The organism is Bradyrhizobium sp. USDA 4451, assembly GCF_054822585.1.
On the sequence record NZ_JBTRCH010000001.1, the window covers coordinates 5,668,201 to 5,680,608 of the forward strand.

General features: G+C 64.1%; 15 protein-coding genes and 1 tRNA gene. 9 read left to right on the top strand and 7 right to left on the bottom strand.

Features of this window, described 5'->3' with window-relative positions; all coding sequences use genetic code 11:
- Window positions 1–37 precede the first annotated feature (37 nt).
- The 3 genes from ACVMB0_RS26105 to ACVMB0_RS26115 all read right to left on the bottom strand — a co-directional run bounded on the left by ACVMB0_RS26105 (window position 38) and on the right by ACVMB0_RS26115 (window position 2,087).
- A complete protein-coding gene (locus ACVMB0_RS26105) occupies window positions 38–1,351 on the bottom strand; it encodes a hemolysin family protein (protein ID WP_461348131.1) in 1,314 nt (437 codons plus the stop codon).
- 151 nt (window positions 1,352–1,502) lie between these two features.
- Window positions 1,503–1,742 (bottom strand): hypothetical protein, encoded by a 240-nt coding sequence (locus ACVMB0_RS26110; protein WP_456754874.1) that lies wholly within the window; start codon window positions 1,740–1,742, stop codon window positions 1,503–1,505.
- Window positions 1,743–1,871: 129 nt separating this feature from the next.
- Window positions 1,872–2,087: a hypothetical protein gene (locus tag ACVMB0_RS26115; protein ID WP_456754873.1), complete on the bottom strand. Its 216-nt coding sequence runs from the start codon at window positions 2,085–2,087 to the stop codon at window positions 1,872–1,874.
- A 543-nt stretch (window positions 2,088–2,630) separates the two neighbouring features.
- Here ACVMB0_RS26115 and ACVMB0_RS26120 point away from each other — a divergent pair.
- The 8 genes from ACVMB0_RS26120 to ACVMB0_RS26155 all read left to right on the top strand — a co-directional run bounded on the left by ACVMB0_RS26120 (window position 2,631) and on the right by ACVMB0_RS26155 (window position 6,708).
- The gene (locus ACVMB0_RS26120) at window positions 2,631–2,822 is read left to right on the top strand and encodes a hypothetical protein (protein WP_456754872.1); all 192 of its coding nucleotides are present in this window, start codon (window positions 2,631–2,633) and stop codon (window positions 2,820–2,822) included.
- Window positions 2,823–2,877: 55 nt separating this feature from the next.
- A complete protein-coding gene (locus ACVMB0_RS26125) occupies window positions 2,878–3,810 on the top strand; it encodes a 3-hydroxybutyryl-CoA dehydrogenase (RefSeq protein ID WP_461348132.1) in 933 nt (310 codons plus the stop codon).
- 308 nt (window positions 3,811–4,118) lie between these two features.
- On the top strand, window positions 4,119–4,379 hold the full coding sequence (locus ACVMB0_RS26130; RefSeq protein WP_461348133.1) for a DUF3551 domain-containing protein: 261 nt from the start codon (window positions 4,119–4,121) through the stop codon (window positions 4,377–4,379).
- Window positions 4,380–4,461: 82 nt separating this feature from the next.
- Complete coding sequence (locus tag ACVMB0_RS26135) at window positions 4,462–4,626, top strand: hypothetical protein (RefSeq protein ID WP_461348134.1); 165 nt, start codon at window positions 4,462–4,464, stop codon at window positions 4,624–4,626.
- 2 nt (window positions 4,627–4,628) lie between these two features.
- Window positions 4,629–5,123 carry a hypothetical protein gene (locus tag ACVMB0_RS26140; RefSeq protein ID WP_461348135.1) on the top strand — a complete coding sequence of 165 codons (495 nt, stop codon included), beginning with the start codon at window positions 4,629–4,631 and terminating at the stop codon, window positions 5,121–5,123.
- 425 nt (window positions 5,124–5,548) lie between these two features.
- Complete coding sequence (locus ACVMB0_RS26145; protein WP_456754867.1) at window positions 5,549–5,743, top strand: hypothetical protein; 195 nt, start codon at window positions 5,549–5,551, stop codon at window positions 5,741–5,743.
- Between the two features lie 259 nt (window positions 5,744–6,002).
- Window positions 6,003–6,248, top strand: a complete 246-nt coding sequence (locus ACVMB0_RS26150; RefSeq protein WP_456754866.1) for a hypothetical protein — start codon at window positions 6,003–6,005, stop codon at window positions 6,246–6,248.
- A 214-nt stretch (window positions 6,249–6,462) separates the two neighbouring features.
- Window positions 6,463–6,708, top strand: a complete 246-nt coding sequence (locus ACVMB0_RS26155; RefSeq protein ID WP_461348136.1) for a hypothetical protein — start codon at window positions 6,463–6,465, stop codon at window positions 6,706–6,708.
- Window positions 6,709–6,730: 22 nt separating this feature from the next.
- Here the strand turns inward: ACVMB0_RS26155 and ACVMB0_RS26160 are convergent, their stop codons facing one another.
- Window positions 6,731–7,078, bottom strand: coding sequence for a hypothetical protein (locus tag ACVMB0_RS26160; RefSeq protein ID WP_461348137.1), 348 nt, complete (start codon window positions 7,076–7,078; stop codon window positions 6,731–6,733).
- Window positions 7,079–7,310: 232 nt separating this feature from the next.
- Between ACVMB0_RS26160 and ACVMB0_RS26165 the strand changes: the two genes are divergently transcribed.
- The gene (locus ACVMB0_RS26165) at window positions 7,311–7,682 is read left to right on the top strand and encodes a hypothetical protein (RefSeq protein ID WP_461348138.1); all 372 of its coding nucleotides are present in this window, start codon (window positions 7,311–7,313) and stop codon (window positions 7,680–7,682) included.
- Between the two features lie 571 nt (window positions 7,683–8,253).
- Here the strand turns inward: ACVMB0_RS26165 and ACVMB0_RS26170 are convergent.
- The 3 genes from ACVMB0_RS26170 to ACVMB0_RS26180 all read right to left on the bottom strand — a co-directional run bounded on the left by ACVMB0_RS26170 (window position 8,254) and on the right by ACVMB0_RS26180 (window position 12,222).
- Window positions 8,254–8,329: transfer RNA gene (locus ACVMB0_RS26170), tRNA-Lys, on the bottom strand.
- 254 nt (window positions 8,330–8,583) lie between these two features.
- A complete protein-coding gene (locus ACVMB0_RS26175; protein ID WP_461348139.1) occupies window positions 8,584–11,412 on the bottom strand; it encodes a glycosyltransferase in 2,829 nt (942 codons plus the stop codon).
- A gap of 195 nt (window positions 11,413–11,607) precedes the next feature.
- Window positions 11,608–12,222, bottom strand: a complete 615-nt coding sequence (locus tag ACVMB0_RS26180) for a beta-1-3, beta-1-6-glucan biosynthesis protein (RefSeq protein WP_456754837.1) — start codon at window positions 12,220–12,222, stop codon at window positions 11,608–11,610.
- Window positions 12,223–12,408 lie beyond the last annotated feature (186 nt).

Below are 12,408 nucleotides of genomic sequence, written 5' to 3' on the forward strand. Positions count from 1 at the left end.
CACACAGCGGCCGCCCGTTTTGCTGTCCTGCCCGTTATCAACAGGCCGGCCGGCTGGCAATGTCAGGCCGCGGCGCCTTGCTCGCCAGCACCTTGTCGATGCGCCGGCCGTCGAGGTCGACGATCTCGAAATTCCAGCCCTGCGCGGTGGTTTTCGCGCCGGTATCGGGGATCGCGCCGAACGCGTGCAGCAGGAAGCCGGCCGCGGTCTGGTAAGGCCGCGGCGAGGGCAGCGTGATGCCGAGCAGCTCGCTGAATTCCAGCGCAGGCATCCAACCTGAAATCAAATAGGAGTCGTTATCGCGCCTGACATAGGCCGGCTCGGCCGGGCCCTGCTCGGTATGGAAGGCGCCGACGATGGCCTCGAGGATGTCGGCGCTGGTGACCACGCCCTGGAAGGTGCCGTACTCATCATGCACGAGGCCGATATGCACCGCGGAGTCGCGCAGGATCGCGACCACGTCGCGGGCGTCGACGGTCTCCGGGATGATCGGCGCATCGCGCGTCAGCGCGCGGATGTCGGGGGGCTGGCCGGCGAGGTAGACGTCGAGCACGTCCTTGGCCTGCACGATGCCGAGCGCATGATCGCGGTTGCCGTCGAACACCACGCAGCGCGAGTGATTGCTCCTCTGCAACGTCGCCAGGATTTCGGGCGCGGGCGCGGCGAGGTCGATCAGGCTGACCTCGTGGCGCGGCGTCATCACGGCACCGACCGGCAGGTCGCCGAGCCGCATCACGCCGGCGATCATTTCCTTTTCGCCGGGCTCGAGCACGCCGGCGTTCTCGGCCTCGACCACCAGCGTCTTGATCTCGTCTTCGCTGACGCGGTCCTGGGCGTCCTCGCGATGGCCGAGCAGCCACAGCAGCGACTTGCCGGAGCGGTCGAGCAGCCACACTACCGGCAGCGACAGCTTCGCCATCACCGTCATCGCCGGTGCGGCGCGCACCGCGATCGCCTCGGGATCGCGCAGCGCGATCTGCTTCGGCACCAGCTCGCCGACGATCAGCGAAGCATAGGTGATGACGCCGACGACAATGCCGACACCGGCGGCGTCGGCGACGTTGGCCGGCACGCCAAGCTCGAACAGCCATTGCGAGAGCCGCTGGCCGAGCGTGGCGCCCGAAAAGGCGCCCGAGAGCACGCCGATCAGCGTGATGCCGATCTGCACGGTGGAGAGGAATTTTCCGGGATCGGAGGCCAGTGCCAGCGCGCGGCGCGAGCCGCTGACGCCGCGTTCGACCAGCGCGGCGAGGCGCGCCGGACGCGAGGAGACGATCGCGAGCTCCGACATCGACAACAGACCGTTGACGACGATCAAGACCGTCACGATCGCAAGTTCCAGATATAACACGGGAGTCCCCAAAAGCTTCAGCGGCGTTGGCCGCCCGACGACGCCCAATATAGGCATGCCGGCGAGGTTTTGCTCTGCCTCAGCGCCTCCCGCACAAGCAGAGGGGGCGGATGGGTTGATCGCGGCATTTTGGCGCGCCGGCAGACGGACGCTAGACGAGGATCCGCAGTTCCGGCCTGGCGAACGTCCTGCCCGATGGCAGGGGCTGGCTCAGCCGTTCGGACGCCGCCTGCAGCTGCACGCGCAGATCGGCGTTGCATTGCTTCATCTGGTTGCGCAGTTCGCGGCGGGAGAAGGCGGTGAGCGAGGGATCCGCAAGCTGCTGCCAGGCGTTGCGGAGCCATTCCTGCAGTTCGCGAATATTTTGATCCAAACCGTCGGGCTGGGTCATGTCGCCAAATCCCACGAAGCGATCAGTTGCAAAGTAACGCTGATTCGCCTCGCTTCACCTAGCGCTATGTTGTGTTGGGCGCGGTCGCGGCGGGGGAGATCGGGTGTGGGCAGGCGCGCGCTGCGCGCGTCAGCGCAGGTTGCGGGGGCCGCTGCGCAGGAGATCCAGCGCGACCGGCAGCGCGAGGAACAGTGCAGCCGTCATCGATAGATCACGCGTCTGAAGCGCGGTCAGGCCGAGATCGTATTGGGCGAGATAGGCCAGTATGATCGCGATGTAGGCGGCGACGCAAATCGCGACCGCGATGCCCGCGAAATCGGTCTTGCTGTCGGTCTCCGAGTCCATGGCGGCACCACTGCGTTGCGGGAGTGGTGTAGCGTGGCTCGCCTTCACCGACTATGAGCTGGATCACGGGGGATCGCGACGCCGACTTGACGATCAAGCGCGGAAGAGGTCGCGACCAAACCTCGCTTCGGCACTCTGCCTAGCGCGGCGGGCTGCCTTGCGGTTGGCTTTCGCGCGGGAGCTTGATCGGGACGTGGGGCGAGGTGCTCACCACCCGCGGGCTTCCGTCGGAATGGGTCTGGCCGTTCAGCAATGTCTCAAGAACCAAAAAGAATTTTTCAGAAAGCATGGGCGTAGCCCTCGTCGTCTAATTTCCTTGTGTCACGGCGCCCCGCGGAAAATTCGATCAACAAAATGCGAGTCGCACCGGCATGGCGATGCTGCGGCGCAGGGTCTTCGAGACGCAATCCGGAAAATTACCGCTGCCCGCGCCGTCAACGCAGCAAGGCTTGCGCGAAATAGTTGCCAAGTTCCTAACGATTGCCGGCGTCGCACGTGATGGCGCTCACCGTTCCTTCAAGGATGCACGTTAGCGATAGGGGTATGGATCGTGACCAGGACATCGACGAAGGATTCGGATCGGCACTGCGCCGCAGCTACGGCCGGCTGGCCTGGTGGATCGTGCGGCTCAACCGCGTGTTTGAGCCGTCTCGCGCGGCCGAGCCGTCGCGGACCGAGGTCCCGCCGCGCCGCGCCGTTCCGCCCCGGCGGCCGCATCCGCCGCGCCCCGAGTAACCCTCACCAGAATACCAGCGTCTACTGTATCGGCGGTGCGGCCGGGCTGCTATTCATGCGCCATCCGCGGACCCCACGGTCCGCCGTTTTTGACGATGCGGCCGTGTGGCCGCGCAAGCTGCGAGGGACGGATACAATGATCGAAACGGTTGGCATTATCGGCGCCGGAACCATGGGCAACGGCATCGCGCAGATCTGCGCGGCGGCGGGGCTTGCTGTCACCATGGTGGATATTTCCGACGCGGCGGTGCAGCGCGGCCTGAAGACGGTCGGGAGCAGTCTCGAGCGCCTGGTTGCGAAGGAGAAGATGACCGCGGCCGATCGCGACGCGACGCTGGCGCGCATCGATGCCACCATCGACAAGTCAAAGCTCGCCTCCTGCGATCTCGTGATCGAAGCCGCGACCGAGAACGAGGAGCTCAAGGTCAAGATCCTCAGGGATCTCTGCGCCGGCTTGAAGCCGAGCGCGCTGGTTGCGACCAACACCTCGTCGATCTCGATCACCCGCCTGGCGGCCTCGACCGATCGTCCCGACCGCTTCATCGGGATGCATTTCTTCAATCCGGTGCCGGTGATGGCATTGCTCGAATTGATCCGCGGGTTGCAGACCTCCGACGACACGGTCGCCAAGGCCGAAGCGTTCGCCAAGCGCGTCGGCAAGGTCGCGATCACCGCGAAGAACAGCCCGGGCTTCGCGGTCAACCGCATCCTGTGCCCAATGATCAACGAGGCGATCTTCGCGCTGCAGGAAGGCATCGCGACCGCGGAGGAGATCGACGCCGGCATGAAGCTCGGCTGCAACCATCCGATCGGTCCGCTCGCGCTCGCCGACCTGATCGGGCTCGACACCATGCTGTCGGTGATGGAGGTGTTCTACACCGGCTTCAACGATCCCAAGTACCGGCCGGCGCCGCTGCTGAAGGAGATGGTCGATGCCGGTCATCTCGGCCGCAAGACCGGGCAGGGGTTCTACAGCTACAGCAAGTGATTTCCGCGCACGGCCGACCCCGTAGTCATCCGGGATGGATCGCGCCGACAAGCTCGCGTAACCACGACGTCTGATCCGCCACTGAGGCGGGGGACATCAGACACGAGGCCCGGTCTCCTAGGCACACCGGGCCTCGTGTTTTTTGTAGGCGCTTGCATGCGCCAAGCCCGTTCGCGGCAGTTTTTCCGTTTCAAGGCACGCCGTCACGCGCGGGTCACAGCTTCTTGAGCCGGCGAGCGAAAACCTCGCAGATTTGGCCTGCCTACCTACATCGACGGCTGGGTGCCGATTGAGAAGGAAGCAGGATCATGCGCAGCACGAATTGGGCGCGTCTCGCGTTCGCCGCGCTCGGGACGAGCTGGATTATCGGCGCCGCACAGCCGGCGGCGGCCGACCCTTACGACTATCCCTGGTGCATCCAGGGCAAGGAGGAGGGGTATCCCGGTTACTGCGGTTACCAGACCTACCAGCAGTGCCAGGCGTCGGCGTCAGGCCGCGCTGCGAGCTGCGGCATCAATCCGCGCGTTGCGTTCAGCCAGCCGCGCGTGGCGCCCCGGGCGCTCCGCTGAGCGGCGAGGCCGACGGCCATCCGGCCAACAGGCACGATGGTTGCATTGGCTGTGAATGGAGAATTGGCCCCCTGGAGAGCACATGGGCGAGATCATCAGGTTCATCTCGAAGTCTGAACTGGAACGGGCGCGTCTGATCCGCGAGGCCCGCGCCAACTACGAGCGCATCTTTCCGTCGGCCGATGCGGCCGACGCGCAAGGCGCTGCCGTCGAGGGCGACGGCAGCGAGGCGTCGTCGAAGCCGTAGCCGTGGCGATTGCCCTCGGGGCGCCAGGCAGGGACAAGGCAAACGCTGCGATGTGGAAGCGGATCTGGCGGGTCTGGACGATCGACAAGCCTGCGGCGCTGGGCGATTGGCTCTGGCAGATCCTGGTCGTCGAGCTCGCCGCTTTGCTCGACCGGCTGACGCTGCGCAAGCTGATCGCGCTGATCCCGGTCGTCATCCTGATCGGCGCTTATTGGCACCGGATTCCGCTGCCGCCCGAGTTGATGCTGGTGGGCGATCTGCTGGCCTATATCGACATCTTCTCGATGATCTTCCTGGTCGGCCTGTTCACGCGGGTCGCGACCGTCATGGTCGTCGTCAGGCAGGCCATCGATGTCGTCGGCGGCGCGCTGCGGCGGGTGCACCGGTTCGGGATTCGTCACCGCCGCGCCAAGGACGGCCTGCGGCGCAGGCGGCCGACGCGGGCGGAGTCCGACGACGATGACGGCGCCGTCATTGCAGGCCTGGCCTGGGCCTAATCCGGGGCCGCCGGACGGTGCCGATGCGCGCTCGAGAGATCTGTCGGAGCCGGCTGGGATCGATGAAACGCAAGACCCATCTGGAAGCTCCAGACGCCGAAGACCAGTGCGCCGGCCGCACAGGCGGCCACGAAGGCCCAATCGCGTTTCTTCATCTGGTTCAACAACCAACCCCATGCCGAATCAACCGCGGCCCGCTCCGACGACAGGACTGCCGGGCAAGACTCACGCATTCTGGGGCAGTCGGGCGCGCCTGTCGATTCGCACCGCGCGGATCGGCAGCGGTCACGCAGCGGTGATGATCACATCATGCATCCAGCAACACTGCGAATGAATCGGCCGGTGCCCGCAACAATCTTGCCAAATTTTCACTAGGTCGCGGGAGCACTCAGTTCGAAGATGCAAAACCAACCGGACGAATCGCAATGACCGAACTTGAGGAGCTTCGCTACTTCGAGCACCAGTGCCTGGAGATGGCGGAGCAATCCACGTTGCCGGATGCCCGACGCGCGCTTGAGATCCTGGCGCGCAACTACGCCACCGCCGCCGAGGTTGTCGAGCGGCGCGCCCAATCCGCCAACACCGCGCTCACGCAACTGTTTCGCTGCCTGGGGCTTTGAGGGCAATTACGGGCAAATCCGCGAATGCGAACCTGACGGAAACCTGCTCCGGTTCCCCGCCGTCAGCGCGGTTTCCGACCAGGTGGAATCCAGGGGAAATAGGGCATCGCAAGCGACTCTAACGGTCTTCCTCCGCGGGTCCGTGACAATGCGTCGAATGCGCCACGATGTTGAACAGGCGTTCAGAAAAGTTCCGAACTAGTTCCTGCAACATGCGCGGACGCCGGTCGTTGTCACGGCGTACTGGAAGGAGGATGTCATGACGAAGTTGACTTACGCACTCGCCGCCGTTGCGGCTCTCTCGATTGCGGCACCGACCATCGCCAGCGCGCAGGGCGTGGGCGTCTATATCGGCGGCGACCGCGGCTACTACGGCGATCGATATGAGGGTCGTCGCGTCTATCGGGACTATGATCGTGGCTGGCACCATGGTTGGTACAACCACCATCGTGACTACGATCGCGACCGCGGTGTAGTGATCCGTGGACACGACTGGGACGACTAGTAAGTCCCGATCTCCATCACGCGGAAGGGCCCCGCTTCGGCGGGGCCCGTCCTCGTCGGCGAGCGCCATGCGTGCCGCCCGCGCGAACAACGTTTCCTTAACCCGACTCACGCAACCTCGTCCCAGGCCGTCTGGATGGGCCTGCTAGCAGAAGGCCGCCACGAGACGTTACGTGGCGGCCTTTTGCTTCTCACAGTGCTGAGGGAGACGACCGATGGACTACGGCGCCTTCACCGACGCCAGCCTGAAGATGATGTACGAAGCCATCCGCGGCGCGCTGAAAGCCGACGATGAATTCGAGGCCAACGGCGAAGACCCGAAATTCCGTGTCCGCTCGACGCCGGAGTGGAAACGGCACGCCGGCAGTCTCGAAGCCGAGATGCTCAAGCGCGGGCTCCCGCTCGAGATCATCGACTGGACAGGCGGCCAGGGCGAGTTGCCGCTGGCGGTGGACCGGTGAGCTCGCGGCGCCAACGCCCAGGCTATCCCTTGGGAATGGGTTTCCCGCCCGCGGGACCTATTGGCTTGGGATCGGTCAGGGGCGGCGGGCTGATGGATGGAAACGGGATCTGATCCATTTCGTGGGTTGATTTTTCCGGTCGCTTCCCGGGGCTGATCTCATCGTCCAATAATGGGCAAATCTTTTCCCAGCCCGGACCGTAGGCCGTGTCGAGAAAATCGATTCGATCGGTCTCGAAGGTCTGCACGATCCGTTGCCTGCTGCAGGCGGAGACGATTGCGGTTTTGGCTTCTTTGCCGAGGGGACCTGTCAGCGAATAGCGCAGCGTGACCGGTGCGCCGCACCGATTGACGACAGTCCATGTCTGCAACGTGCCGTCCTTCGTCTTGACGGGGCCCCGTCAGGCAGCTCTGTGCATTGGCCGTTGCGGCAAGCACGCAAGGCACGAGCCAAACTGCGACAGTCCTGGCAAGTTTCATGTGCGAGCTCCTGGCATCGCATTTTGCACGCTGAAGGAGAGATGGCTACCGCCAGGCGCTCGCCTCGCTCGCGCTCAGGAGGTATGCTGCGGCCATCCGTGGGGAGCTTTGAGGAGTGTATCCGTGCGCGTCATACGAGATGGATTTCTTTTGCTGCTGGCCTTGGGAGCGCTGACGCTGGAAGGTCACGCGCAAGCCCCGATCGCAGCATTGGAGTGCGATTTTCCAGCCGCCTCAACTGATGATTGGAATATGGCTGCCTCGACCCTGCAATACTACGTCGATCCAGCCGGAGGTTGGAAAGCGAGCCAGGATTCCTTTTCCTTCGATGGCCCGACAAATATCACGATCGGTGGCAATGATCTCGTCGCTTCGCTGTCGATCACGATTTCCCGACAGTCTGGCAAGGCGACCAAGACCCTGTCGTCGGGAGGGAAATCCCTGACCGTCAGCGGCGAATGCAAGAAAATGGCATCCGACGGACGTAAGTTCTAAGCGCATTTATCCCCGATCATTGCAACACGACCATTCGGCGGCCTCAGCTTTTCAATTTTTGTCTTCAGTCCTATCCCCGTCGGTGGAGAGTCTCAGGGCGTATCTTTCAGCGAAATCAAAAGTTCGAGCACTGTTCACGGACGGAGAATCAAGGAAACAATCCGTGTGCTGATGTTTGCGCGGATTGCTCGCGCTGTTGCCACGGCGATACAGAGATACCTGCACAACGATGCTAACCAGCCTGCATCTGAACCAAGATGGGGTGGCGTCGTGTCGGGATCTGAGCATTGGAACGGTGCGAATAGCCCTTACGCGTCCACCGGAGCGGCGCAGCTGCGCGATGAGCAGCAGCAGTTCGACCACTATCACAGGTTCGATGACGCCATCTCTCGATCGCCGCAGAGTGTCTCGAGAACCGTGATCTGGGATCGCTACAATCCGCCGGCTCGTTGATCTGGGCTGCAGTCGAGCATTCCAGCCGCGCCTGTCAGCTCTCTGTTTGCCGGCGAAGCCCACAGGATGGATTCCAGCGCTGGTCGGATTTCTGTTTGGGCTATGGGAAGACGTTAGTTGGTGAGCGCGGAGGGACTCGAACCCTCGACCCCATGATTAAAAGTCACGTGCTCTACCGCCTGAGCTACGCGCTCACTCACCTGAACATCGGATCCGGACGCAGGCGGTGAACCGCTCCGGATCATGCTCCAGTCCGCGCTGTGTAGGGGGCGGGGACCATCGGGTCAATAGCCGACGGGCGGTCAATTGTGCACCGTTGCGGCGGATTTGCCCATTCGGCGCGTGCGGTTAGGGCCGTTTCTTGAAGTTGACTTTGTTTGCGCATGATCTTTCCGGAAAACCGCTGCGCACTTTGCGCTGACGCGGCCCTCGGGGTCCGGATCAGGCGTTAGCCGTCGTGGCGGATTTCCGAGCCGACCGGCTGCTGCGGGGCGGCGACCGAGGGCAGGCTGACCGGGCGCAGTCCGATCAGTTCCGCGGTGCGGATCGCGCTGTTGCGCCAGAACGCGAACTCGTTGATCCGCGAATTCTCCAGGATCGCGATTGAAACCGCGGCTAGGAACGGCAGGCTTTGCAGCACCAGCACGCCGGCGAAGATGTAGATTTCGCGCACCTGCTTGAAGCCGTTGGTCACGACCAGCACGATCGCGCCGATCAGCAGCAGTACGCCGATCACCGCTTCCCAGAACGCCTGGAATTCGATCGACATCCGCGACAGGCCGCCCTTGGAGGTGCGGGCGAAGGCGAGATGTTCGGTGATCAGGCCCTGCGCCACCGCGCGCGACACCGTCCACTGCACGCTCATCGCCGCGATCATGGCGCCCAGCATCTGGCCGGCCTTGATGTTCACCCGCAGCCGGTAGAGCGCGACGAAATGTACCAGCGAGACGACGAAGGAGGCGATGATCGGCAAGGTCAGGATCTTGTCGGGGATCGCGATGTCGGCGAAGGCGACGATCGGCACCCAGATCAGATTGAGGATCGCAACCACGACGCCGAGGCTTTCGGCCCCGAGCCAGTTGAGCCAGCCGAGCGAGAATTCGCGGCGCTGATCGGGCGTCAGCCGGCTGGCGCCGGGCAGGAAGCGCCGCCAGTGCTTCTTGACGATCTGGAAGCCGCCATAGGCCCAGCGATGGCGCTGCTTCTTGAAGGCCTCGTAGGTGTCGGGCAGCAGGCCTTCGCCGTAACGCACATTGGTGTAGTGCGTGAGCCAGCCCGCCTGCTGGATCGAGAGGCCGAGATCGGTGTCCTCGCAGATCGTGTCGGAGGACCAGCCGCCGACCTTGTCCATCGCGGCGCGTCGAATCAGGCACATCGTGCCGTGCACGATGATGGCGTTGAACTCGTTGCGCTGGACCATGCCGATATCGAAGAAGCCGGCATATTCCCCGTTCATGATGTAGTGCATCAGCGAGCGGTCGCCGTCGCGGTGCTCCTGCGGCGCCTGCACCAGTCCGACGCGCGGGTCGGCGAAGGCCGGCACCAGGTCCTTCAGCCAATCCGGGTGCACGACATAGTCGGCGTCGATGATGCCGATGATCTCGGCGTCGGCCGCGGTGCGTTCCATCGCGATGCGCAGCGCGCCGGCCTTGAAGCCCTGCACCTTCTCGGCATTGATGAACTTGAAGCGCTCGCCGAGCAGCCGGCAGTGATCCTGGATCGGCCGCCAGAAGTCGGGATCGGGCGTATTGTTGATGATGCAGACGCACTCGAAGTTCGGATAGTCAAGCCGCGACACCGCATCGAGCGTCTGCTTCAGCATCTCGACCGGCTCAAAGTAAGCCGGGATGTGGATCGAGACTTTCGGGAACTTGACGTTCTCGCCGATCGTGGCCGGCGCCAGCGGCGCGCTCTTGCCGATCAGCCTACGCGGGCCGCGGCCGAATGCCACCGCCGCGATCTCCTCGATCCGCGCCATCGCGATAAGTACGAGAGGAACCAGGAGCACCAGGCCAAGGCTGAGCGCAAACGCCGAGCCCCAGACGAAATAGTGCGTGGTCCAGTATGAGAACACGGTCGCAACCCAGGCGCCGACGCCATTGGCCGCGGCCGACAGCAGCAGCGCCTGCATCACGGTCGGCTGGTCCAGCCGCAGGATCGGCAGCGACATGAACAGCCCGACCAGCACGGCGACCAGCGCGATCTTCCAGTAGTTCAGGTCGGTGATCGGTCCGGTCCAGGCGAACTTCGCCTCGCGGTCGGCATTGAGGATGCCCCAATAGGGACCGACGCCGCCTTCGAAGAACTTCCAGGGCTGATCGATGGCCTCGACGATGTTGTAGTCCATGCCGATGGCTTCGGCGCGGGTAACGAAGTTGCGCAGCACGGTGGCCTGCTGGAACGCGCCCGGCTCGGCGTTGCGCAGATTGTAGCCCTGGCTCGGCCAGCCGAATTCGGCGATCAGGATGCGTTTGCCGGGGAAGGAGTCGCGCAACAGATTGTAGCGATCGACCGCCTGGTCTACCGCCTGCTTGTCGGTGAAGTTTTCCCAGTACGGCAGCACGTGGGCGGCGATGAAGTCGGCCGAGTTGGCGAGCTGCGGATGATCGCGCCAGATGTTCCAGATTTCGCCGGTCGTGACGGGAACGTTGACCGACTTCTTGACCCGCTGAATCACCCTGACCAGCCGCTGCACGTTGTTTTCGGCAACCGCCCATTTGACCGCTTCGGCGCGCTTGTCCTCGGGCTGCGTATCCGCGTCGTGAAGGCGCTGTGCTTCCTCGCGCAGGATTCGCTCGGAGTCCTCAGGCGACACGCCGATCTCCGGAACCGTGCCGAGGTTTTCGAGCGGGACCTGCTCGCCGCGGAACACGGTTTCGTTGCCGACCACGATGCCGATGACGTTGCTGTTGCGCTTGGCCAGGTTGATCGCGGCGTCGAGCTCGCGATTGTTGCGGTTGGCGTCCTTGTCGATCCACGCGCCGACGGTGACCTTCATGCCGAACTCGGCGGCAACCGGAGGCACCAGTTCGTTGCCTTCGGTCGATGAATAGAGCCGGACCGCTTTCGTGAGGGTGGAGAGCTTTCTGAGATCGGCGCGCACCTTCTCGGTGTCGGCAGCAACGTCAGCGACGGTGTGCCCTGACTCGAACGGGGCGTAGGACAGGCTCGGCAGCGTGCCGCGGAAATCGGGCGCCGACTGTTTCTCCTGGAAGAGACCCCACAGGGCGGCGTGGGCGGCGGTGACAAGCAACAGGACGGCGACGACGGCGCGCATCGCGGTTAAACCATACGGGGCCTGAGAGTGAGGACTAAGCGAACCCGTCCCCTGGGTTCGACCAATATCACGGTGGAGGAAAAGATATCTCCGCCATCCGATTTAACAACTGGTGTGCCGCGATGGCGTTTTAAGGGCGCAAGCCGTTCCAGCCGCGAAAAAATCGCGGCCGGACCCCCGGTCGCGCGAGCGCCGCTATTTCGACGCCGGCGCAGGTGTGGCCGACGGGGCCGGTGCAGGCGAGGGCGAGGCAGCCGGTGCGGGCGCGGCGTTGCCGGCGGTCGACGGTGCCGGGCTCGGCGCCGCGGCAGCCGCCGCGGCCTGCGGCTGGGCGCCCGGATTGATCCAGCAGGCGTGGATGCGGCCGTCGAGGCTGCCGCGCACCTTGTCGTCGATCTGGGCGCCGAACCGGGTCAGGCAGCGGAACGCAGCCTGGACGTGACCGCCGGGGCAGCCGAACCGGTCATACAGGTCAAGGTGGCGGAACGCGGTGTCGAGGTCGTCGTTCCACATCAGGCGGACCACACGGCGGCCGAGCCAGACGCATTCCGGGTTGCCGGCTGGGCCGTTGATGGCCTGCTGAGCCTCGCCGAACTCCTCGACCTTGCGCTGGTTCGCCTCCCGCGCGGCATTGGCGTTCGCATCGGCCGGATTTCCGGGCTGCTGTTTGGCCTGATCCGGCGGATTCGGCGTGCCGCTCTGGGCGAAAGCGCCGCCGGCTCCGGTCAGGAGCGCAAGACTGGCCACAACGCCGGTGACGGCAAGGTGACGCAAAGCAGTGTTCTTCAACTCAAGCAGCCGTCGACGCATGTATTCCCCGATAATGTTCCTGCCCCCGCGGGATCATCCTAACGGCTCGCGTGATGCCGTCCAAATAGGTCTCCAGTGCGGCGGAGACTCTGGCGGAGTCAGATGACTGGAATTTGGTATTTTGTCCAGCAAACTCACAACTTTATCGATCCGGCGCGAAACTGTCGCAGGACAACCATGGTATTG

Excerpts from the sequence above, each read along its gene's own strand:
- ACVMB0_RS26110 (WP_456754874.1), bottom strand. The coding sequence starts at position 1,742 with ATGACCCAGCCCGACGGTTTGGATCAAAATATTCGCGAACTGCAGGAA.
- ACVMB0_RS26180 (WP_456754837.1), bottom strand. The coding sequence starts at position 12,222 with ATGCGTCGACGGCTGCTTGAGTTGAAGAACACTGCTTTGCGTCACCTT.
- ACVMB0_RS26150 (WP_456754866.1), top strand. The coding sequence starts at position 6,003 with ATGACGAAGTTGACTTACGCACTCGCCGCCGTTGCGGCTCTCTCGATT.
- ACVMB0_RS26130 (WP_461348133.1), top strand. The coding sequence starts at position 4,119 with ATGCGCAGCACGAATTGGGCGCGTCTCGCGTTCGCCGCGCTCGGGACG.
- ACVMB0_RS26135 (WP_461348134.1), top strand. The coding sequence starts at position 4,462 with ATGGGCGAGATCATCAGGTTCATCTCGAAGTCTGAACTGGAACGGGCG.
- ACVMB0_RS26125 (WP_461348132.1), top strand. The coding sequence starts at position 2,878 with ATGCGCCATCCGCGGACCCCACGGTCCGCCGTTTTTGACGATGCGGCC.
- ACVMB0_RS26115 (WP_456754873.1), bottom strand. The coding sequence starts at position 2,087 with ATGGACTCGGAGACCGACAGCAAGACCGATTTCGCGGGCATCGCGGTC.
- ACVMB0_RS26155 (WP_461348136.1), top strand. The coding sequence starts at position 6,463 with ATGGACTACGGCGCCTTCACCGACGCCAGCCTGAAGATGATGTACGAA.
- ACVMB0_RS26175 (WP_461348139.1), bottom strand. The coding sequence starts at position 11,412 with ATGCGCGCCGTCGTCGCCGTCCTGTTGCTTGTCACCGCCGCCCACGCC.
- ACVMB0_RS26120 (WP_456754872.1), top strand. The coding sequence starts at position 2,631 with ATGGATCGTGACCAGGACATCGACGAAGGATTCGGATCGGCACTGCGC.
- ACVMB0_RS26145 (WP_456754867.1), top strand. The coding sequence starts at position 5,549 with ATGACCGAACTTGAGGAGCTTCGCTACTTCGAGCACCAGTGCCTGGAG.